The sequence below is a fragment of the Pseudoalteromonas byunsanensis genome, assembly GCF_001854475.1.
Taxonomy (GTDB): domain Bacteria; phylum Pseudomonadota; class Gammaproteobacteria; order Enterobacterales; family Alteromonadaceae; genus Pseudoalteromonas; species Pseudoalteromonas byunsanensis.
The window spans coordinates 226,558-249,341 of sequence record NZ_MNAN01000028.1; the positions used below are offsets into that span (position 1 = coordinate 226,558).

Consider the following 22,784-nt stretch of genomic DNA (forward strand, 5'->3'; position numbering starts at 1 on the left):
CTCAAATAGTCAATATGTTTGTCTGCGTGATTGGCACATATCGCAGTTATGTTACACATTTTACTGAGCTGCTCACTTGAGTATGCAAGCTACATATTATGGTTTTTTGTTATTGATGACTAACGGCCATTACGAGTTAGTGGTTTTCCAATAAATAAGACTACCGCCGCTAAGCGGTAGTCTTGGGCAGAAGTGTTATTTCAACTAAAATGTTGCCCTAACACCAAGGGTCCAGCGAGACTCATACTCATTACGAAACGCTTTTTGGGCAGCAAACTGTAAATAAGTTTGCTGTACTTCTTCGGTAATATTTGAGCCATGTAGGAAGATATCTAGATACTCGGTGGCATGATAGGTCGCACTGAAATCAAGTTGTGAATAATCATCTTGATAAAGCGATTGCCCACCCACTGCACTTGAGCCCGTTGTGACTAAGCGAGGGCTGCGAGAGTTCCAGGCTAAGCGCGTTGAAAACTCATCTTGCTCATACCAAAGTACAAAATTGTAGGTGTCTTTTGAGTTCCCCGGAAATGGTAGCTCTCCAAACACGCTTTCATTGGTATCATAGCCGCTGTCACTGTAGGTATAGTTCACATCAACACCGAAGTTTCTCAAGATGCTAACGTCAGTATAGTCGCCAAACGCGGCTTTCATACCGATTTCAACCCCTTTCACATAGCCACCTTCACCCTGAACTTGGGTAGTGAAAGGCCATGGACCACGACGAATACCATCATCATCCGGCTCATCAATCACCACTGTTCCGTCTGTGGTGAAACTTTCAATATCAATTTTGTAAAGTGCCAGGAATGCCATGGATGCTTCACCAGAGTACCATTCAGCAGAGAGTGAGAAGTTTTTCGAGCGCCATGGATTTAGCTCAGGGTTACCCGATAGTGTGCCATTTACCACGCGCAAGCAGTCACACTCCCCATTAATGGCTTTGCCCACGGTTTTACCACCGCCCCAGTTGCTCAGTGTTAGCGCCTGCATATTTTTTGAATAGGCAGCTCGTACGATCACATCCTCAGTCACATCAGCGGTAATATTGATTGACGGTAAGTAGTCCGTATAACTGCGCTCAGTAACTACATCACCAATATCAGGACCTAAGCCACTGTGAGGTAAGTTTGACCCCGCTAAATTTTGTTTCACATACAAGTCGGTTTCGATGACCTTCATACCAAAGTTGCCTTTGAACATGTTGTATTCGAAGTTTGCCTGTAGGAAATAGCTAAATTCATTTAACTCTACATCGTAAGACGCACCAGCGTTTTCGGTACGTTGAACATTGCCAAATGTATCGAGATGGAACTGACGTGGATCGCGAAAGTTACTAGGGTCAATTGACCACATTGTAGGGATACCCTGTACACTGCCATAGCTAGAAACCTGACTAACGCTGGTGTATTTATCTAATCTAGCGGGGTTTAATAAGGTATAGGGTACCCAAGTACCCGCGGTGAGGTCGCCTACATCCTGTGTTAGGTACTCTCCGGCAGCTGGATTACCCTCACAAGTTGCAGTGGTATGATATTGGTCAACGGCTTTCCACTGTGCAATGTCACAGCCATCACCAAACTGCGAGGTGTAGGTAAATTGATCGTGATCTACCTCGCGCTCCATAAAGCGAATGCCAAAATCTACGCTGGTAATAAAGGTCACGTCATCAAATTGGTAATTCCATTTTGTACTGAATGTATTTATTTCACCTTCATCGTCGGTATTACCTTCGGAAGAAAATGCGCCAATATGATATGAGTCAATGCTGCCCATGTAGTCGGCAACACTCATCCTTCCTTGTCCACCATTGACCATTTGCCCAAAGCCGCTAAACACAGGGGACTCGCCACTGGCATTGTAACGTAGTAGGAAGCTGTCATCCTCAATACCACCGGGTGAAAATGCGGCATAACAACCACCTTGATCGCCAACAATGGTGTCATCGGCACCACAAAATTCGGCTGGGGTCAATTGCCCTGGACCCGTTACTAGGGAGCCACTATCTACACTGAGCATATCGCCTTCACCGTAGCCATGGCGCATTCTTGCCGATGCGTGGGCACGTGTTGCGCGTACTTGACCGGTAAGCGCTCCGCCATTATTAAAGTTAAGCTCCAAATTCAGGTTGGTTGATTTTTCGAAGTTGTTATTCACCTGAGTGAAGGTTTGTAGACGCCATGGCTTCAAGTAGAAGTCATTAACAGCACCCCAAGGGTCGCCATTGGTATCGGTAAATGTATCGCCAGTCCAACCAGATTCAGTTGGGTAGGCATAGTCATTAAAGCTGTACCAACGGTTATTTTGCGACAGACCTCTACGGTCATTAAAGCGCGACTGGTCTGTATAAAATGCTTCAAATACCAACTCAAACCCTTCACTTAAATCGGCTTGGAAAGCAAACTGATAGCCTTCACGTTCGCGTTTCTCCTGCTTATTAAAGGCAGCAAAGCCCTGTGGTACAACGTGACGAACATCTTCACCTCGTGGATTTTGACCCCAAGTAAAGTTGTTGTTGGCCGCACCAATTCCGCCATTTTCAGAGGTGTCGAAATAACCGTTATAGTCGGTTGCTAAAGTTGCTTCCTGAGTCGCGGCTGAAAATAACACGCCCCATTTTTCAGCGTTGTAGCTGACCAAACCGGTTAATGTAGGATCGCTTTTTTCACTGATTGAGCCTTGTGTCACATCTGCAGAAACGTTGTATACCCAGCCTTCATTCATATTGAAGGGACGGCGAGTTTTTAAATCTACCGAGCCGGTAATACCCGATGCGGTGCGTTTCGTTTGGCTGGTTTTGTATACATCAACACCCGCGAAAAGCTGAGCGGGCAGATCACCAAAATTTGCACCTGAAGAGTCGATGGTAGTGGCACTTAAAAACACTTCACCGTTGAGTGTGGTATCAACCTGGCCCATGCCACGAATTTGCACGGGTCCGCTTTCACCTGCGGTTCTTTCGACCTGTACGCCAGTGATCCGTTGTAGTGAATCGGAGATAGTGACATCAGGTAATTTGCCTATGTCTTCAGAGGCAATACCATCAACTTGTGATGCAGCAAAACGCTTAACGTTAATTGATTTTACTGTACTGGCACGGATCCCTTTGACTTGAATTATTTCAATGTCTTCTTGCACTGTTGGACTATCTTGTGCGCTAGCATTGTGCACAATGCCCGCAGATAGTGCGACAGCGATGGTTGACGATAGTACGCTGCGCTTAAATGTTTTGTTGGACACTTTCTTCCCCTTGTATCGTTTAGCAAATCAAGTTGACTGGACTTGATATGTCTTAATTGTTGTGATGACTCATGTATTTCTAAAACCAAAGTGACAACGCTGTCATTCTATTTTAAAAAAATATGGATGGTCTGTATTTTTGAGCAACATAACGTTTAACTACTCATATTAAACCTTGCGTCATCAAGACAAAGTAACAATGGCGCAAGACGTACTCATAACTTACCTGACCAGCTCAACGATAGACCTTTGTTACTGACCACTTAGTTAGAAAGTAACATAAAAATATTGTTGAACTTGTTACTTTCTAACACTATCATGGGCTGCAAAGCAAGCAGTTTGATCAATATTTGTCTTGCTTTTGGCTATAAACTGACCTTGCTTGTATACCGCTACAGTAAGTTAATAAATAATTGTTACGAATTAATAAAAGGTGCTATGTCTGAATTTTTGAAAGGCTCAGGTAAGCCTGAATTACTTGCGACTCAAGGTTGGAATATTTTGGCCGAGGAAGTGAGCTTTCCTGTCGCTGTTGTCAAACAAAGTGCCATATCTAATAACGCACGATGGATGGCGCAATATGCTTTACAAGCGGGTGTAAAGCTCGCTCCTCATGGAAAAACCACTATGTCGCCTGATTTGTTTAAGCAACAAATCGAACAAGGGGCGTGGGCCATTAGTTTAGCCACTGTGCCTCAGGTATTAAACGCGGTTGAGCAAGGTATTGATAGGATCATCCTAGCCAATCAACTGGTAGGTAAACACCACTTTGAATTGATAGCGCAGTTGCTAATACAGACAGATACTGAATTTTATTGCTTTGTAGACTCGCCAGACAATGCTCGCCAATTGGGGGAGTTTTTCCAGAAAAAAAACGTGTCACTAAATATTCTACTTGAAGTTGGCGTTGAAAATGGCCGTTGTGGGGTGCGCTCAAATGAACAGGTATTTGAACTGTTAGGAGTGTGTCAGCAGTTTACAGCGTTGAATGTATGTGGGTTGAGTTTTTATGAAGGGGTGATAGCAACAAAACACGCAGTAGAGCAAATCAATGCTTTCGTTAATGACATTATGGCTATGGCCGTTCAGATTCAACAGCACCATGGGTTTGCTGTAGATAGACCTATCATTACAGGAGCGGGCTCTGCTTGGTACGATGTGGTTGCAAAAGCCATGAATACAAGTAAAACCTGTGAACGATTTACGTACGTGCTGCGTCCAGGTTGCTACCTTATTCATGATACGGGCATTTACCAGACAGCCCAGCAACAGGTTGAAAAACGCTGTCAGCTGGCATGTGACATAACAGGCTCTTTAACATCGGGTTTGTACCTTTGGGCCTATGTGGTGTCGCGTGCTCAGCCTAATCAAGTAATCATTGGGCTAGGTAAGCGTGATGTTGCTTTTGATGCTGGATTACCCACACCAGAATTAACCTTTGCTCCACAGAGCCAAAAGCTTGATAAAGCGCCTTGTACGTTTCGAGTGACACATATAATGGACCAACATTGCATGATGAGTGTTGCATCAGACTCCACGCTTAAAGTGGGTGATTTGGTCTGTTTCTCATCCTCTCACCCTTGTTTAACATTCGATAAGTGGCGACAAATCGGCGTGGTTGAAGATGAATGGGTGATCAATAAAACATTAACTACTTATTTTTGAGGGGCTTTGCAATGGACATTATTGACAAAATATCACAAGGAATGGGGCATTTTAGCCGAGCGGAGCAAAAAGTTGCCAAACTAATCCTGTCAGACCTTCATTTTGCAGCCAGTGCTTCAATCAATGAATTAGCACAACGAGCGCAGGTAAGCCATGCGAGTATTACGCGTCTTGCAAAAAGTTTGCAGTGCGAAAATGTGCGCGATCTTAAACTGCAATTGGCAAAGTCAACCGCGGTTGGTGAGAGATTCTTAGGTACATCTTTGGTTGAGCGGGAGAATATTTCACATGTTTACTCATCAATTCAAGAGATTTTAAACCTCAATGCCGGACTCATTGAAGAGCATGTGGTGCAACAAGCCTGTGATGCTATTTGTAGCGCTCGCCATTGTTTGATTTATGGTGTGGGTGGAGGGAGTAGTATGTTGGCTACTGAGTGTCAAAACCGTTTGTTCCGCTTGGATATATTGAGTAACGCTCACAGTGACCCCATGCTGATGAGGATGACAGCATCAACCATCAATAAAAATGATGTTGTTATTAGCTTGTCTATCAGTGGTGTAAGCCCAGATGTGACTGATGCAACCCGTATAGCGAAAGAATATGGTGCGGTGGTGATTGCTATTTGTCCAGAAGGGGAGCTATCAGCGTTGGCCGACTTTCACCTGCCAATTAAGACACAAGAGAGTGACTATATTTTTAAACCCAGTGCAGCACGCTATGTCATGATGGCCGCGGTGGACATATTGTCCAGTGAAGTGGCGATGAAAAACCAACGCCGCTCAAAAGAAAAGCTGCGACGTCTAAAGATGCAGCTTGATAAGCATCGTAATGAAGCCAGTGGAGCCGAGCCAGTGGATACACGTTTTCCGTTGGGAGATTGAATTATGATAGGCACTGAAACTGTGGATACAGTTATTCACAATGTGTTGATTTACAACGGTGAGTATTGTGAACCGAAACTTGGTGGTGTTGCCATATTAGGCGAACATATAGTCGCAGTTGAAGACGTATCACATTGTTGTGCCAAGCACTACATTGACGGACAAGGTCATGTACTGGCGCCAGGGTTTATAGACGTACATACCCATGATGATTTAGAAGTACTGCGCAACCCACACATGCTTTGCAAACTGAGTCAGGGCGTAACAACAGTCATCACTGGCAACTGTGGAATAAGTGCTGCGCCATTTCAAGATAGTGCAAAGCTGGTTGACCCCATTAACTTACTCGGTGATGAAGCTGAGTTTGAGTTTGCCACACTCGCTGATTATCAAGACCGTTATAACAAAGTTAGGCCAAGCGTTAATACGGCTATGCTAATAGGTCACACGTCGCTTAGAGCACAAGTGATGTCGGCGCTAGATCGCACTGCAACAGCACAAGAAATTGCGCAAATGAAAACGTTACTGAGCGAAGCGCTCGCGGATGGGGCGATTGGTTTTAGTACAGGGCTTGCTTATGGCAATGCCAATGCGGCGAGTGCTAGCGAGGTATGCGAGTTAATTCGCTGCTTAGTACCTTACAACGGAATATATACAACACACTTGCGCACCGAATTTGACGCTATTTTAGACGCTATGGATGAAGCGTTTGAAAGCGCTAGGAGTGCACAAGTGCCTTTGGTCATTTCTCATTTGAAGTGTGCAGGAAAAAACAACTGGGGCAGGGCAAAACAGATATTAGCGCATTTAGAAAAACGGCGACAGCAACAGTCTGTTTGTTGCGATTGCTATCCCTACGCAGCCAGTTCAAGTACCTTGGATCTAAAGCAGGTAACGGACAACAATGAGATTTTCATCACTTGGTCTGAATCTCATCCCGAAATGGCGCAGAAAACACTTAAAGACATCGCCAGTAAGTGGCATGTGTCTTTATATGAAGCAGCACAAAGACTTAGACCCGCAGGCGCAGTATATCACTGCATGGACGAGCAGGATGTACAGGACATTGTTTGTCATGAACATACTATGATAGGTTCGGATGGACTGCCTTGTGATCCTCACCCACACCCTAGATTGTGGGGAACTTTTCCACGTGTTTTGGGTAAATATGCGCGTCAGTTAAATACCCTAGAGTTATCTTTAGCCATCCATAAAATGACAGCGTTATCATCGAGGGCGTTTGGACTTAAAAAACGTGGTGAGATCAAAGTGGGCTACTTTGCTGATTTGGTACTTTTTGATGCAAATACGGTTTCGGATCAGGCCACGTACAGCCAGCCTCACAAACAGGCTCGAGGGATAAAACACGTTTGGGTTAATGGTCGTAGCAGCTTCAAAGAAGGAGATAACCAATCCAACATTCAACACAGACAAAGAGCAGGGCGGTTTTTAGCCCGTTCACTAGATAAGGAGTAAATAACAATGACAATTAGACGAATTGGTGCTGAAGGTGGCACGGGAACGGGTGGTCAGCATTTACCCTTTGCCAGAGCGGTAGAAGCGGGTGGGTGGTTACGTGTGTCGGGGCAAACGCCGATGCGTGATGGTGAAGTAGTCGAGGGAGGCATTATTGAGCAAAGTAAAATCGCCCTAGATAACTGTGTTGCCATTATGGAGGAAGCGGGTTACGGGCTTGAGCATGTTACCCATGTATCGGTGATATTAACCGATGCGCGTTATTTTCAGTCCTTTAATAAGGTGTTTGCGCAGTACTTTAGTGCACATCCTCCAGCGCGTATTTGCATGGTCGCGGACTTGGTTGTGAATTGCAAAGTGGAAGTTGATGTCACCTGTTATAAAGGTGATTAACTCATAAGAGATGACACCGCAACGGCGTCTAGCAAAAGAGCAAAGAGGAGGGGGAGATGACAACGCAACAGAGTTTTTTCTTGTTGGCTTTTGCAGGCTACTTATTAGTTATGGTGGTGATTAGCTGGTGGGTATCTCGTTGGCAAAAGTCATCCAGTGACTTTTTACTTGCAGGCAGAAGAGTACCCTTATTGCTAACCTTGGGAACAACCGTGGCGACTATGGTTGGTACGGGGTCCTCAATGGGGGCTGTTGGCTTTGCCTATGAAAATGCATGGGCCGGGGCTTTATATGGCATAGGTGGAGCACTGGGCATTTTACTGTTAGCTTGGTTATTTGCACCAGCTAGAGAACAAAACTTTTCTACCATGAGTGAAGAGCTTGCCAGCTATGTGGACAATCATCCTTTGGTAAAGAAGTTACTGGCTTTGCTTATTTATAGCGCCAGTATAGGGTGGTTGGGCGCACACCTGATAGGCGGTGGCATGTATTTATCTTGGCTGACCGGTATTGAACAAGGGCAAGCTAAGCTGATTATTGGTATCGGTTTGGCGGTTTATGTGACTATCGGAGGCTACAGTGCAGTGGTGTGGACTGATGCAATTCAAGCGGTACTGCTTTTCATCGGTTTTGTATTAATGGCCTATTTTGCAGTTGCTCATGTGGGTGGGTTAAGTGCGATACAGCACAGTGAAAGAGTTGTTGATAGTGGCTTTTTATCCGTCAATAAAATAGGCGTAATGCCTGCGATATCTTTAGCTATTGCAGTATTGGTTGGGGTGTTAGCAACCCCTTCGTTTCGTCAGCGTATATACTCCGCTCAAAGTGTGAGCAGTGTACGCCAATCCTTTGTTATTTCAGGTGGACTTTATCTGTTCTTTTCGGTTATTCCTGCACTAATTGGCATCAGTGCTTATTTACTTAATAATCAGCTTGATAACCCCGCTTATGCGTTTCCTTACATGGCTCTGAATAGTTTGCCCTTATTGTTAGGTGGGTTGATCATTCTAGCTGGATTGTCTGCCACCTTATCCAGTGCCAGCTCCGATGCGATTGCTGGAGTGAGCGTTCTGGTGGACGATATTTATCAATGGTTGTTTAACAACAGTATGCCCGAGCAGCACCAGCTTTTAATTTCACGTATTGCTATGTTGCTCACAGTCGCTTTAGCCTTAATTATGGCGTTGTTATCCAATAATATTATCAGTTACATAACTCATATGATTGCGATGGTGATGAGTGGACTGTGCGTGATGGGCCTACTGGGTAGGTTTTGGCGGGGCTATACATGGCAAGGTGCACTGGCAACTCTGTTTAGCAGTGTCATTGGGGCATTGGTGGTTGCTGAGCAAGCCAATTGGCTTGCATGGTTTGGTAATCCAGTGGTGCCTGCGTTGTGCAGTGCAATCGTTTTTGGAGTGCTAGTTAGCAAGCTAACTAAAAACGACTGGAGGAAAAAGGCACGTAGCGCCGTGGGGCAAACATCATTATGAGCATAGAAACAAAAAAACTGGTGTTTTTCGGTGAATGTATGGTTGAACACCGAGCCGACGGCAGCTCGTTTTTTGGCGGTGATACATTTAACACCGCTTGGTACTGCAAACACTTGTGTGCTCAGCTTCCACAAGCACCCTTTGCAGTCTATTATGCCAGTGCAATCGGAGCGACAACTCAAGAAGAGTGCGGGTTTAGGCAGTTGCTGACTCAAAACGTCATCGACGATGAGTTCTTGCTGGTACATCCGCAGCGGAAGATGGGAAGCTACTGGGTCAGTCATGATCAATATGGCAATCGCACATTTCGTTTCGATAGAGCCAATAGTGCAGCGCGCGTCTATTTTGAGTTGGATGAAACACTGAGTTATGCGCTCTCTCATGGTGCAATTGATGCAATTTACCTTTCGGGTATCAGCTTAGCTATTTTGTCCGTCTCAGATAGAAGTTATTTGATTGATAAACTAAGAGAATTTAAGCATCGTGGTGGTATTATCATTTTTGATAATAACTATCGGGCCTGCTTGTGGGAAGATATCAGCCCTCAACAAGATTATCGAGCATTGATGGCAATAGCTGACATTGCCTTTTTAACCGATGAAGACGAATACGCTTTGTATGGAATAAATAACACAAAAGAAATCATCGAATTACATTCAAGTTTGAGTCGTCAAAGACAATTACTAGTGATCCGTCAAGGAGCTGCGCCATGTGTACTTTATTGCAGTGAAACCAAAACTTGTATTGAGGTGCCAGCATGCCCACTTGAGCCTCAGGCCGTGTTGGATACCTGTGCAGCAGGGGACGCATTTGCAGCAGGGTTTGTAATTAACTTTTTACTTGGCAACGACATCGTAGCTAGTGCAACTTTTGCTCACCAACTGGCAGCCGTAGTGATCCAATATCATGGGGCACTAATCTCACCATTATTATTACCCAAATTGCTAAATCAGGAGTACTTTGTTGAATAACCATCTTAAATTGATCATTTCGGTACTGTGCTGTTGTTATGCCACGGTATCTATCGCTGTGCCACTACCGTCAAATCAGGGGCTTGCGTTGATGCCATCGCCTAAAAAAATGCACGTGACCCAACAGCACCTAGTTTTGCCCGAGAACATACAGGTTTTTATGACGGGGTTTGATGAGCCGCGTCAATCATTACAATTTTCAAGACTCCAGTCAGCGCTAGCCCAAAGTAGCAGTTTGCAATCCTCCACCTTGCTTAAAAGTGCTTTGCCGGATACCAGTTTGCTGCAGATAGTTGTGCCAGAAAAAAGCTCAAAAAAGGGTCATCATTTGCTGCCACAGTTTGGCGACGATGAATCGTATACCTTAGAGATTGGTGCGCAGGGTATACATATTCAGGCTAACAGTGTTTTTGGTGCTCAACACGCAGTGAGTAGTTTGATGCAGTTATTAGCCACCGCTGAAGATGGGCGGTTACCTTATTTGCGCATTGAAGATGCTCCTAGATTCGCCTGGCGGGGGTTGTTAATCGACAGCGTACGTCATTTCATCCGCGTTGATACCATTAAGCGCCAGTTAGATGGGATGGCGGCGGCCAAGCTTAATGTATTGCATTGGCACTTAAGTGATGACCAAGGCTGGCGAGTAGAATTTCAAGCATTTCCTTTGCTGACGCAAATGGCCTCTGATGGGCAATATTACACGCAGCAGCAAGTGAGAGAGGTAGTCAACTATGCAGCTTTACATGGTATCCGGGTTGTGCCTGAGTTTGGTATGCCCGGACACGCCAGCGCGATAGCTGTCGCATACCCTCAGTTGATGAGTGAAGTAAAAGACTACGATATGCAACGTCATTGGGGAGTATTTAAACCCTTACTTGATGTTTCGAAACCACAAGTTTACGAATTTATAGAGACTTTGTTTGCACAGGTGGCCACGCTATTTCCAGATCAATATGTGCATATCGGTGGAGATGAGGTTGACCCTGAGCAATGGCTTAAAAACAAAGACATTCAAGCATTAATGCAAGCACAGAGCTTTACTGATGGTCATGATTTGCAAGCCTATTTTAATCAGCGAGTACAAGCAATTTTACACAAACAACAGCGTATTATGATGGGTTGGGATGAAGTGTATCATCCGAAGTTACCGCGCGACATTGTCGTCCAATCATGGCGCGGGCATGACTCTTTAAACTCGTTGGCACGCAAAGGCTATCAAGGAATTTTATCGACAGGGTTTTACATTGATCAACCACAATATACGGATTATCACTATCGTAATGACCCGCTAGGCGATGCTGAACCTTTGGATATGTCGCTAGAGCTGTCTTCGGCATATAGCTTTACTATCGACCGGCTTAAAGGTAGTGATGTCGCAGGCGAGTTGCTCATAATGGGGGACGACGCGCAACAGTTGCTGATAAAATTCAATGATCAACGTCACAAAGTCGCGCAGCTAAACAAGCGGTACACATTGGATGGTACACAATACTCTGTGGTGACGTTAGATAGTTGGATGGGGCCCCTAGAGTTTGAGCTTGCACTCAGTGGTGGTGATAGTTCAGTTATGATAGGCAACAGTCGCTACCCAATGACACTGAAAAGAAATGATACCCCATCAACAGTATCCTCTATAAAGCCCCTAACATCTTCAGAGCAACAGCGTATTTTGGGGGCAGAGGCCACAATTTGGAGTGAGCTTGTCAATGATGACAACCTTGACCTAAGAATATGGCCACGCTTGTTTGCCATTGCTGAGCGTTTATGGTCGCCGCAAGCTGTAAAAAATAGAGAAAACATGTATCAAAGACTCGAAGTGATGGATAACTATGGCGCAAATGTGCTGGGTCTTGCACATCAACGGCAGTATCATCAAGGCTTAAGTCACCTACTTAGCCCAGCACTGAGTGACGCCGAGCGCCAACGTAGTTTAACCTTTTTACTGGCTTTTTCGTCTCGTTTGGAGCCGGCGCATTATTACACTCGACATCACATTAAATATCTAAAGGAGCAGTATCACCAACACGCTCCTATGAATGCTATAGTTGATTTCTTACCTGTAGAAAGTAGTGCTGTACGCCAGTTGCAAAGTGCTTTTTCACGTTATCGTGCAGGAAAAGTCGATGCTTTAGAACAGGTTGAAAAGGACACCCTTGAGTTACAAGCTCAGTTGCTTGACGCTCAACAGGTATTAACCGATAACGACAATTTGACACACCTGCAACCAATATTAGCGCGTCTACTAAAACTCAATGTGCTGACATTAGGAGTGATTGAAAACTGTCGCCGCCAAGTGATACACCCCCCTCAAAAGCAAGCACAGGTTGCACAGCAGTTACGTTCATTGCAAGAGTTGCAAAGTGAACTGGTGCTAGCAGCGGTAGAGCCCGTGCGTAAGTTGTATTTAGATTGTCAAAATAACCAAGGAACATCATGAAATATTTAATCGGTTCTCTTATTATCGTGTCGGGATTTGCTCAAGCGCAGCCCTTATATATTGCTCAAGATTGGGTGAGTGACAACGTATTTACCCAAGGCGTTGAAGGGCCCGCGGTTGATGAGAATGGCGTGTTGTATGCGGTAAATTACGCAAAGCAGGGCAGTATTGGTAAAGTGACTGCAAAGGGGCAAGTAAGTCAATTACTCAGCTTGCCAAATGGGAGTGTGGGAAATGGTATTCGCTTTGATAAGGCGGGCAATATGTTTATTGCCGACTACGTGAATCACAATGTGCTACGAGTCAGTCGCGAAGCGCTGCAAAGTGACGCCGATGTGGCCGCCTATCTGACAGTCTTTGCCCACAACAACAAGATGAATCAGCCTAATGATCTGGCGATCATGGACAACGGGATTTTGTTTGCCAGTGACCCAAACTGGAAAAATAACACAGGGCAGTTATGGCGTATTGATCAAGATGGTAGTAGTCATTTGCTTGAGGCTGACATGGGGACCACTAATGGAGTTGAAGTCAGTCCAGATAATAAGGTGTTGTATGTGAATGAGAGTGTGCAGCGTAAGGTATGGCGCTACAGTCTTGATGATAAGGGTAACATTAGCAACAAGCAGTTATTAATTGAATTTGTGGACTTTGGACTAGATGGAATGCGTACAGATAGTCAGGGCAATTTGTATATTGCCCGATATGGTGCAGGGGTGATTGCGGTGGTATCTCCACAAGGGAAATTACTCAAAGAGGTTAAACTCAAAGGGCAGCACCCAACTAACGTGGCGTTTGGTGGCGTGGATGGTAAGTCTGTATTTGTGACCATGCAAAAGCGCGGTGCCATAGAAATGTTTAGAACGGCTGTGGCGGGTGGTAATTTATCCAAGAACTAGCGTATTAAACTGTGCAAGTGAAAGGCGTCAAAGTCTCTGCCGCCTTTGCCGATGGTTTATTTGTTAAAAGGTTTTAGAAAGGACAAGTCGTTTGATTTTATCATTACCAAAAATAGCGTCATCGACTTCTTCATATTGATAACTAATAGAAACTACCTTACCGATTTCTGCGGTGATGGTGATGCCTTTGCTTTGAAAGCTGTCGGAGAATTTGTCACCGTCAAGTAGTGTTAGATTGTTCGCGACATTTTTCAATTTGTCGTTACTATATTTGTGATGAGTATAGTTAAAAGCAATATTAAGTGAACCTGGCTGAGCCTCCCCGTTTGAATCACTCACACTGAACACTTCAAGATAAGAGTTATATTGGGCAATAAGTGATGCTCTGGTGCCGGTAACCCATTCTGAGTCTTCGTTACCTTTGACGTCTTTTGCAACCAAACTAAAAATAGCGCCAGCTGATATTGTACTTTGCTTGTTATCTAAACCGCCTGGTCCACTTTTGAAAGCAGCAATAACCGGTATGCTTATTTGTAGTCCAGCGTCTTTATCTATCAAAGTATCAGACGCTTCATTTTTCGCTGTGTTGGATTTAGGCTCGGCGTAAGAGAAATAGAAAGGTAAACGGACGTCTTTACCCCACAAGTACCACAACCCTTTGTATAGACCTACGCTAAAGTTTTTGCTGTCTCCCACAGGAGCCAATGCGGTTTGGTAAAACGCATTGTTCTTGTTAGCTTCTATGTCCCACGACACCCATTGGAAAGCTTTAAACTCATCAGAGGGAACATCCGGACAGTCTACTTTATTGTCTTTGTCACCTAAATAATATCCTTTTTCATCGCACTGTTTTAATACGGAGGATAACTGATTGTGTGGAATATCTAGTTCCTTTTTGATTGCTGTTAATAGTGCAGGGCACTTTGGATGACCATCACCTTTAGGGTTGTCTTGACAAGTATCTATAAGGTCTTGTAGTGCACTATCATCTTTGACATTGAAGGCTTGGGGCGTTGGTTCTGCGGCTCCTCTTGCCATCGCTTCATTGGTAAAATTATTAGAAGTAAACGGGTTGCTGGCCAAAGCAACGGGAGAGGTGATAAGTGAGAGTATTAGAGCGCGTTTAAGCATATTCAAATTCCTTGTTTTGCTTATTTAAAAATTACAGCTTGTTAATTTTTGGTTTACACCAATGCATTTTATTAACCTTTTTCTGGTTGGATGTCAATTGAGCAGTTGTAAACGGTGGTGCAATGTAATGTTCATTGCAAATGAACACGGTCTTTAAGGTTTCGCAAAGCGAGAAAGCCGCGCTTAACAAGTGTTGAGTAACACGGTACACTGAAGCATTGCCGTAACAGCCCATTATTCAATGCTTTACTTTTCTGATTTTTGTTTCGATACACAGCATCAGGTTTTGTATCAAAGAGGAGATGTGGTCAGTCTGAATGCAAATCAGGCGAAGCTATTGTCTTTATTTTTAGAACAGCCAACCAAGCTACTGAGCAAAGAGGATATTTTGTCCTATGTGTGGCCGCGCAAGATCTTGTCAGATCAGGTTGTTTTTCAGACTATTAGCCAATTACGAACGGTTGTAGGTGAGGGGGCTATAAAAACCTTTCCCAAACGAGGGTATCAGTGGCAATTAGCGATTAGTGATGTCCCCCTAAGTGAACACGCTCTACAGTACCAACCAAAAAATTTCCTGCTCCAAAATAAGTTAGCTTATTTGCTCTGCGCAGTGGCTGTTATTTTTGTGACTAGTGTTTATTGGTGGATGAGTATTAAAGAGCAGCAGCAAATGCATGCAGTTACGGGAGGGCATCAGCAATTCGCTAATTGGTATGTGATACCGTTTGCTACCAGAGACGTTGCATTGTCAAAGCAGGCTCTCGGTGATTTGAACAATAAGTTAGCGCAAAGATTGATACCTATTGAAGTGTCTAACACTGAGTCTGACCAGGCGCTTGTTGGTGCTTGGCGGTTTTTTGCATCACCATATATGGTGCGGAAAAAACACCTTTCAGCAAGCAATCCAAATGGGGTGTTGTTGTCTGGCGTGGTTTATTCATATCAACTGACAGAGCAGCAAAACCCTCGCTTTATATTAGAGTACTTAGCGCAAGGCAGTCACCGCGATTGGCGTGGGTATTTGCATGTACACTCTTTGGCAGAGCTTGAAGAAGCGCTCTATAACGCCCTTGAGCCCGTGTTGATGTCTGATTTTTTCAATGCACCTTCACAGTCAGCTGCAACCGCTGAACTGGCTACATTGGTTGCCCGTTACCCTGAACATTTAGCGCTGTTACAACAACTTATTGAACGACAAATTGAACAGACTGAATATGATATTGCTGACGCACAAATTGAGAAGTTATCAACCCTTGCGGTGGCGCAAACACAACCTGTCTATGTCGCTTATTCCCATTGGCTTCGAGGTGAACTGCTACTGGAGCTAGAGCAGCATCAGTTGGCTATGCAGCAGTTTGAGCAGACACAGTCATTATTGGCAGAGATCAATTTACTAGCGCTGCAAAGTGAAGTAAGCCATTCTCAGATTGATGTAGAGGAGGTCAATAAAGACTTCGCGCGAATACAAACGTATTTATTTCGGGCGGCAAGTCACGCTAGATTGGCTAATCGACCAAAACAGGAGATCAGAGCTTACACTTTGCTGTCTATTAAAGCGGCGAAGCTTAATCTTTATAAAGAGCGATATGATTACTTAAAACAGGCCGAGCTGCTGATTGATGATTATCAACTAGATGATTCTCACAGAATGTTGACGGATTACCACTGGGCGTTGTTTGCTGAGCAAAAAGAGGAAAAACTACGTCACTATCACAGTGTACTGCGCAGACCCGTCACATTGGATAATTTCTGGGTATTCTTTAGTGTTACAGAACAGCTGATTAACTACGCCATTGAGCAGCAACAATGGGAGGTGGCAGAATCACTTGCAAAAGGTATCACCGAGCCGACTCGCCAGTCCTATTTGTTGGCCAAGATATACGTTGCAAAACATCAGCCTGAACAGGCTATACAATATGCCGCCAGTGCATTTAACTTAGCTCGTACGCAAGGAATTGACTGGATCGGCCTAGAAATGGCACTGGTGTTATTAGAGTTACTGCAAAATGACACCGACTCAGCACAAGTTACCTTAAGTAAAAGATATATCAGTAATACTGCAAAATCTTGGTGGCTGGAGCGGCATCAACAGCGATTACAGCAAGTAGGAGTTGAAGTTAACTCCTACTAAGTCGTATATCAATTCGCTGTGTCTACCAGATTGTCTGCGCTGATAGATGTCTTGTGTGTTTGGGCGCTATTGCTTTGCCAGTGCTTTTTTGCTTTTAACTGTGCTTTGCTAAGTGCCTTTACAAACTCCTTGTTGCCCGGCTGACTTGGTAAGGCTTTGCCATTGGTATCGAGCGCTAAACGAAACCCTTCAAGTGCAGCAAGAAAGTTTTCAGGCACACGCATTCTTGCACTGCTGGTACTAGCTTCCCAATGCCAGCTGCTACCTCTTGCTACGTATGCATTGCAGTCTTCTTTAATCACGGCGCTGCCATCGCTTGGCGCATTGATATAGTTATCTTGATAGCAATCCGCAAGCCGCTCTACCACATTTCCTAACATATCATGAATGCCAAAAGGATTAGGCTTGTATAAGCCGACCACCGATGCTGTGACCTCATGATCATGACATGGTTCGATGGTATATTTGTCGTTGTAAGTCGCGTCGTATTGCTTTGGTGACTCTACTTTTGCATGTAAGTCAGACAGGTTAGCATATTTACATGCTAGGCCGCTGAGCGGCTGGTCACCATAAAAGTAACGTGTTTGAGTGCCGCCTCTTAGCGCATATTCCCATTCCGCTTCGCTAGGCAAACGGTAGTGTTTTCCTGATTGTTTTGATAACCAGTCAGCATAGGCAACAGCATCCTCTCTGGAGACGCACACTACTGGGTGAAACTCGCTTTGTGCATAAATATTATCGTCCCAACTACCATCTTTTTTACCGCTACCGAACCATTTCTTACCAATCCTGTGATTACAATTTTCCTTAGCGGGATAGCCTGTTTGCTCAACAAATTTTCTAAATTCAGCAATAGTGACTTCATATTTTGCCATTTGAAATGCTTTGATCTGAACCTTGTGTTGCGGCTTTTCATTATCTCGACCTTGGTCATTTCCCATTAAAAAATCACCGCTTGGTATAGCGACCATTGGAGGTTCTATATAAGTTGAATTTATTTTGTTGCCACAGTGAGCAAAAGTACTGACCAGTATTGAACAACTAAGTACTGACATTGCAGTTAAAGGTATTTTTCGCATGGTTATTCCTGTTAGTTAAATTTTCTTAAGCATCATGCACAAGCCTGGTGTGAGTCGTCCTACGAAAAATTTATCAAGTTGTCTGAATAGTTTTTTGATAGATCTAACAGGTTGATTCTAAAGGATAGAAGTTCTATAAAACGCATTGACTTTATGGGAGAGAAAATTGTGCGAAGTGAATATAGAAGCTTAGTAGGCAACAGCTTTTATAAAGTTTCGGCATTTATAATGCGCAGCAATGAATTTTAAGCCAGCAAAGTATCAATAGCATCGCAGGAGAGAGGCAGGCTTGTGTATTGGGTAAAGTGACAACAATTTTTAGCACAAATATACGGTCTAAAACTTAAGCTTTTTAGGTATTCTTTTTAACATAAAAAACACAATTGAAACGATTTCATGTTTTAAATATGTAAATTTTTTGTATTCTGTGTCATATTTAGAGCCAAGTATGAGGGCTTTTAATATCTGGCCTTCGTTGATAGTTGCGATTTTTGTATTAAATTAATTAACATGGAATGATCATATGATATACATAGAGCACATCGACACGTTAAAGCTTGAGCCGACTTTTGTGCGTGCTATGGGATTAGCCAAAAAGTTGCTGATGCTAGGTGTAACTGTAGCATTATTTGGTTGTGGAACGAGTCAGACTCATCAGGGAAAAGAGTTGGCTATCGCTTATCAAAACAATTCATCAACTCAATCTGATGAAGGTAAAGATGTGGTAATTAATTACCAGGTGTTGATTAGCGTATCATTAGGAGATAACAGATTCTCCAATGGTATGGGTATCCCGTTAAACCAAGAATTAGTGGTTACTGCAGATCACGTTGTGGAAGGTTCGCAGGTGGGGGATTTAGTTAATGTTCAGTTAGGTGAGCTGGGCAAACTTTCAAGACCTTTGTTAGCCAAAGTGGTGCTGCGCTCGCCAAAAACCGATTTAGCATATATCAAACTGGTAGATCACCGCTTGAATCCCGAGGTTGTACCCAAATGGTGTGAAAACGAACAGTTTGGTTCACGCGTTACGATGAGTATGTTGGCTCCAGACTCAAGACTGACAACGGCATCGGGTACGCTCTCGGGCATTACTGAAAGACCATTAATGACTGAAAGCTTCAATACCAAAGCCAGTAAAGAAGGGTTTTCGCCCAACAAGATGCGCAGTGAGCCCGTTAGCTGGATACTTTTACATCAAGCGCTCCAAGGTGGCTTTTCCGGTGGCGCAATGTATGACGTAAAAAGTGAGTGTGTTGTAGCGGTTTCATCGTTGATTGCCAGCTACAATGATTTAGCAGAACCAGAGCTTTATGGTTCAGTCTATGAAGCCATAAAAACTAAGTATTGGGCAGATCACAGTAAAGTTATTGCCTTTGGGATCCCTGCCAAAACGGTGTTTGAGTTGGCGAAAAGTGTACAGATCACAAAACCGCTTTAACTGCTTTAATGTGACATGGGCTAAGGTGTGTTAGATATCATTTCGCGTGTTTATACACCTTTAAGCTGTCTATTATCCTCAGAGTATATTCAACTTCCCAAGAGGGCTAGGTTATAGTGTGATAGTCATGCAGACAAGTTGGGCTTGCCTGCATGATAGCGCTTCTAAAGCAATGTGCTGTACGGGTTATCAATTGGCTTGAGTAAGTCCTCTGTTATGCCAAGCCATCCTAGACCTTTTTGGGTCAATACAATATGGGTTTGATTGACGGTACTTTTGCGGGCGTATCCTTCATTTACAAAAAAGTGAACCACTTCTTTGAGCTCGCTTTTTTGTTGGTTAGAGATTGGCTCATCGTGCGCTGGAGCATGAATTGTCTCGTAGCTTGGTGTTATGCCATTTGGAAATGCTGTTAATAGAGCTTTCGATAAAGGTTCTGCATGGCACTTAAAGGTATCAAACGGGTTTGACATGGGAGTCCTCCTTGTAATGGTGCATAAATAATATACAGCTTGGTAAAGGAAGTAACCTAGTGCATGATGAAAATTCAATGACAAAGGTGACAGAGCTCAACCACCAGCGCTTAAACTGAATGCACACTAAGTGTTGTTACGCAGCCATTTAGTGCAAACACATACCACCCTCCAAAGTCTTGATAGCATATAAGCTACTATTCGACCCAAAAAGTCGTGCAGTAATAATAGTAGAAATAACCCCTTTAGCGTGGTGTAATGTTTGTCAATTATAACTAAAACAATATGTTAATCAGGGAAGGTGTCAGTTGTATTCTAGCCGTTTTTTATCTGTAATTTTGTTTATATTGGTATCGCTATCTGCTCAGGCCAATACCCATCGTTTACCTGAAAATATCACCTTAGAGCGACAAAATGTAGCGCTCACTCTGTCACCCAAACAAAGTGAGTTTAGCGGTTATACTCTTATGCATTTAGCGATTAAACAAAGCAGCGATATTGTGGCTTATCATGTTCGTGATCTGGTCATAGAATCGGTTGAGCTAACGCACAAAGGGCAAACAACCTCTTTAGAAATTGTACAGCCCAATGAATTTGATATTGTGACCCACCAATTAAGCAAGCCTATTTCAGGTCAGGCAAAGTTACAGATCAGGTATAAGGGCAAAATCAATCAAAAGACGATGGGCTTGTTTGTGGCAGACCAACAAAGCGGCTCACCCTATATTTTTTCTCAGTTTCAAGAGATGGAAGCGCGCACCGTATTCCCCGGATTTGACGCGCCAGACAAGAAAGCCCGTTTTGAGTTCAGTGTCGATATTCCTAAACAATATGATGCATTGCACAACACGTCAGTGGTTTCTAGCCAAGTACAAGAAGAGCGCAAAATAGTGCGCTTTGCACCGAGTCACAAAATTTACTCTGATGTGCTGGCGTTAGCGGTGGGCGAGTTCCATTCGGTCAAGTTAAAAGGGACCCCAAACAACTCTGTGGTTTATGCGCCTAAAACCATTACATTGAACTTGCCTGATGATATGAGTGAACTGGTCAGTAATACCGTGCGGTTTATGGAAGATTATCTTGATTACCCATTTCCTTATAGCAAATTGGACTTTTTTGTGGCGCCCATAGATGGCCTAGCAGCGATGGAAAACGTGGGTTTAATTGCCCTGAACAGCCATCAGATCCCAGAGCAGGATGCCGATGGTTTTGCTATGTGTCGATTCAGAAAGCTGATTGCCCATGAAGTGGTACATATGTGGTTTGGCAATGACATTACCATGGGTTGGTATAATGATTATTGGATGCATGAGTCATTCGCTGAATTTTTTGCCGCCAAAGTGTTGCAAGCGCTTTACCCACAGGAGACGGGCTGTGCATTTAATCCTCAGTCGTCGGCATTTTTTGACGACAAACACAGCGCCAGAGCGCTGCGCAGTGAAGTAAAGTACCGAGGTGATAACGAGGCTATAGGCCAGCTTGCATATACCAAGGGCCGCTCGGTGCTAGAAATGGCAGAGTTAGCGCTGGGTAAAGCACAATTTAAAACTCAGATGCGCGCTTATGTCAAACAAGTGGCAGGGGCCAACACCAGTGCACCTCTATTTACCCAGCACTTTGCTAACAGGGCGTGGTTTGAAGCGTTTATTAATGCATTTATTACCCAATCAAACTACCCGTTATTAACCCTTAGCAAACAAAACGCGCAGATAGTTATACAACAAAGTAGTTTTGATAGCAGCCAAGACAAACGCTGGACCATTCCCTTAACTTTGAAAATATGGGATGGTAAAGCGCTTAAAACACACAAAATGGTGCTCAACAAAGCGCGTATGGTGATTAGCAATGTGCCCGCCAACGCACAGATATTTTTAGACACCAATGGCATTGGGTACTTTCGGTATTTAGATACGACGGGTAATGGCAAATTTCCTGTAGCGCAGCTTAGCCGAGCAGAGCAAGCCTCTTACATAGACAATCAAGAAGCGCTTGCAATGGCCGCTAAAATTGACTTTATGGCGTACATTGATTCACTACTGCACATCATCAACACACTGCCACATGGCACGCTTGAAGTAAGCAATGCGCTGTCGACCTTGCAAGATACGTTCGTGACTTTAATCCCTGAGTCACTTAGTGATGAATATGCACATTATTTACGCTCTAAGTTACCCAGTATCAGCGAATGGCCGCCAATACTTGCCAATCAAAATGGTGGCTTGTGGCTTGAATTATATGGCTTGAATCTAAGTGACAGCAGCGCCATTAGCGCAGCGAAGCAAGCGTATAAAGGTGCGCCTTTGAGCGAGCTTGCGCATCGCACCGCCGTGTTACGCGTATTGGTTGCCAACGCCAGTGAGCAAGAGTACCAAACATTGCTGAGCCAATTTGCACCAAGCGAAAAACATATCAAAGAAGACCTACTTGATTCTTTGGGTTATGGCAATACACACAGCCAAATCAAAGCCTTTTACGACTTGCTGCTCAGTGATGCCACAAAAGGCCATGATATCGACTACCGCTTTCAGTTTCCGGCCTTCTCCCCCAAACACCGCGCCTACGCGGGGGAGTATATTCGCAGCCATAAAAAGGCCATCAGCAAGCGTATTGCCGATGATAAGTTGCAATGGTTTCCATACAACTTCATCACCGCTTGCTCTGCAAAAGATGCAAAGATTGTAAAAAGCACCTTTGCAGATTGGCAGGATGTACAAGGCTTAGACGCCAAACTTAATATCGTACTTGAGGTTATCAACGAGTGTGCCGGTAATGCGAAGCGCAGTTTGCAAAGTGTGCGGGATAGACTAGGAAAAAATCAGCACAGTTTGTAATAGCGGGTTACATCTGGGGATGAGCGTACATACAACGTTGCCCCAGTTGTATGTGTTGATAGCGATTGCCCTAGTCTCATTCGTTAAAGTGGTAAGCTTGCCATTGATGTGTCGCGAGGGGGGTTAAGTTGGTTTTATACAATACATTATTTATCGTTTACACCGAGCTGCTTAAGCTTTATTTACGCCTTTTGGGCGTGCAATGCCATAGGGCTTAACTATGTTGGTTAAACCAGCATACAG

General features: G+C 44.0%; 15 protein-coding genes. 11 read left to right on the top strand and 4 right to left on the bottom strand.

The window, feature by feature from the left end; all coding sequences use genetic code 11:
• Window positions 1–204: 204 nt before the first annotated feature.
• The gene (locus tag BIW53_RS08685; RefSeq protein WP_070991454.1) at window positions 205–3,240 is read right to left on the bottom strand and encodes a TonB-dependent receptor; all 3,036 of its coding nucleotides are present in this window, start codon (window positions 3,238–3,240) and stop codon (window positions 205–207) included.
• A gap of 438 nt (window positions 3,241–3,678) precedes the next feature.
• Between BIW53_RS08685 and BIW53_RS08690 the strand changes: the two genes are divergently transcribed.
• The 8 genes from BIW53_RS08690 to BIW53_RS08725 are packed head-to-tail and all read left to right on the top strand — an operon-like array spanning window position 3,679 to window position 13,458.
• A complete protein-coding gene (locus tag BIW53_RS08690; RefSeq protein WP_070991624.1) occupies window positions 3,679–4,905 on the top strand; it encodes an amino acid deaminase in 1,227 nt (408 codons plus the stop codon).
• 11 nt (window positions 4,906–4,916) lie between these two features.
• Window positions 4,917–5,789, top strand: coding sequence for a MurR/RpiR family transcriptional regulator (locus tag BIW53_RS08695; RefSeq protein WP_070991455.1), 873 nt, complete (start codon window positions 4,917–4,919; stop codon window positions 5,787–5,789).
• Between the two features lie 3 nt (window positions 5,790–5,792).
• On the top strand, window positions 5,793–7,265 hold the full coding sequence (locus BIW53_RS08700; protein ID WP_070991456.1) for an N-acyl-D-amino-acid deacylase family protein: 1,473 nt from the start codon (window positions 5,793–5,795) through the stop codon (window positions 7,263–7,265).
• Between the two features lie 6 nt (window positions 7,266–7,271).
• Window positions 7,272–7,658 carry a RidA family protein gene (locus BIW53_RS08705; protein ID WP_070991457.1) on the top strand — a complete coding sequence of 129 codons (387 nt, stop codon included), beginning with the start codon at window positions 7,272–7,274 and terminating at the stop codon, window positions 7,656–7,658.
• A gap of 56 nt (window positions 7,659–7,714) precedes the next feature.
• A complete protein-coding gene (locus BIW53_RS08710) occupies window positions 7,715–9,151 on the top strand; it encodes a sodium:solute symporter family protein (protein ID WP_070991458.1) in 1,437 nt (478 codons plus the stop codon).
• Window positions 9,148–10,122: a PfkB family carbohydrate kinase gene (locus BIW53_RS08715; protein WP_070991459.1), complete on the top strand. Its 975-nt coding sequence runs from the start codon at window positions 9,148–9,150 to the stop codon at window positions 10,120–10,122. Before BIW53_RS08710 ends, BIW53_RS08715 begins: the two co-directional genes overlap by 4 nt.
• Entirely contained in the window at window positions 10,115–12,559 is a 2,445-nt protein-coding gene (locus tag BIW53_RS08720) for a family 20 glycosylhydrolase (protein ID WP_084228105.1), read from the top strand. Before BIW53_RS08715 ends, BIW53_RS08720 begins: the two co-directional genes overlap by 8 nt.
• Window positions 12,556–13,458, top strand: coding sequence for an SMP-30/gluconolactonase/LRE family protein (locus BIW53_RS08725; RefSeq protein WP_070991460.1), 903 nt, complete (start codon window positions 12,556–12,558; stop codon window positions 13,456–13,458). Before BIW53_RS08720 ends, BIW53_RS08725 begins: the two co-directional genes overlap by 4 nt.
• A 63-nt stretch (window positions 13,459–13,521) precedes the next feature.
• On the opposite strand, the gene BIW53_RS08730 is transcribed toward BIW53_RS08725, so the two are convergent.
• Window positions 13,522–14,589 (bottom strand): hypothetical protein, encoded by a 1,068-nt coding sequence (locus BIW53_RS08730; RefSeq protein ID WP_070991461.1) that lies wholly within the window; start codon window positions 14,587–14,589, stop codon window positions 13,522–13,524.
• A gap of 241 nt (window positions 14,590–14,830) precedes the next feature.
• On the opposite strand from BIW53_RS08730, the gene BIW53_RS08740 reads away from it, so the two are divergent.
• Window positions 14,831–16,720 carry a winged helix-turn-helix domain-containing protein gene (locus BIW53_RS08740; protein WP_070991463.1) on the top strand — a complete coding sequence of 630 codons (1,890 nt, stop codon included), beginning with the start codon at window positions 14,831–14,833 and terminating at the stop codon, window positions 16,718–16,720.
• 8 nt (window positions 16,721–16,728) lie between these two features.
• On the opposite strand, the gene BIW53_RS08745 is transcribed toward BIW53_RS08740, so the two are convergent.
• A complete protein-coding gene (locus BIW53_RS08745; RefSeq protein WP_070991464.1) occupies window positions 16,729–17,799 on the bottom strand; it encodes a formylglycine-generating enzyme family protein in 1,071 nt (356 codons plus the stop codon).
• Window positions 17,800–18,322: 523 nt separating this feature from the next.
• Between BIW53_RS08745 and BIW53_RS08750 the strand changes: the two genes are divergently transcribed.
• Window positions 18,323–19,237, top strand: a complete 915-nt coding sequence (locus tag BIW53_RS08750) for a trypsin-like peptidase domain-containing protein (protein WP_070991465.1) — start codon at window positions 18,323–18,325, stop codon at window positions 19,235–19,237.
• A gap of 164 nt (window positions 19,238–19,401) precedes the next feature.
• Here the strand turns inward: BIW53_RS08750 and BIW53_RS08755 are convergent, their stop codons facing one another.
• Entirely contained in the window at window positions 19,402–19,710 is a 309-nt protein-coding gene (locus BIW53_RS08755) for a hypothetical protein (protein WP_070991466.1), read from the bottom strand.
• Between the two features lie 308 nt (window positions 19,711–20,018).
• Between BIW53_RS08755 and BIW53_RS08760 the strand changes: the two genes are divergently transcribed.
• Window positions 20,019–22,541, top strand: a complete 2,523-nt coding sequence (locus BIW53_RS08760; protein ID WP_070991467.1) for a M1 family metallopeptidase — start codon at window positions 20,019–20,021, stop codon at window positions 22,539–22,541.
• The last annotated feature ends 243 nt before the right edge of the window (window positions 22,542–22,784 follow it).

Bases quoted from the DNA above. Each gene is read 5' to 3' on its own strand.
- BIW53_RS08725 (WP_070991460.1), top strand. From the start codon at position 12,556: ATGAAATATTTAATCGGTTCTCTTATTATCGTGTCGGGATTTGCTCAA.
- BIW53_RS08705 (WP_070991457.1), top strand. From the start codon at position 7,272: ATGACAATTAGACGAATTGGTGCTGAAGGTGGCACGGGAACGGGTGGT.
- BIW53_RS08710 (WP_070991458.1), top strand. From the start codon at position 7,715: ATGACAACGCAACAGAGTTTTTTCTTGTTGGCTTTTGCAGGCTACTTA.
- BIW53_RS08755 (WP_070991466.1), bottom strand. From the start codon at position 19,710: ATGTCAAACCCGTTTGATACCTTTAAGTGCCATGCAGAACCTTTATCG.
- BIW53_RS08690 (WP_070991624.1), top strand. From the start codon at position 3,679: ATGTCTGAATTTTTGAAAGGCTCAGGTAAGCCTGAATTACTTGCGACT.
- BIW53_RS08695 (WP_070991455.1), top strand. From the start codon at position 4,917: ATGGACATTATTGACAAAATATCACAAGGAATGGGGCATTTTAGCCGA.
- BIW53_RS08715 (WP_070991459.1), top strand. From the start codon at position 9,148: ATGAGCATAGAAACAAAAAAACTGGTGTTTTTCGGTGAATGTATGGTT.
- BIW53_RS08745 (WP_070991464.1), bottom strand. From the start codon at position 17,799: ATGCGAAAAATACCTTTAACTGCAATGTCAGTACTTAGTTGTTCAATA.
- BIW53_RS08750 (WP_070991465.1), top strand. From the start codon at position 18,323: ATGATATACATAGAGCACATCGACACGTTAAAGCTTGAGCCGACTTTT.
- BIW53_RS08700 (WP_070991456.1), top strand. From the start codon at position 5,793: ATGATAGGCACTGAAACTGTGGATACAGTTATTCACAATGTGTTGATT.
- BIW53_RS08730 (WP_070991461.1), bottom strand. From the start codon at position 14,589: ATGCTTAAACGCGCTCTAATACTCTCACTTATCACCTCTCCCGTTGCT.
- BIW53_RS08740 (WP_070991463.1), top strand. From the start codon at position 14,831: ATGCTTTACTTTTCTGATTTTTGTTTCGATACACAGCATCAGGTTTTG.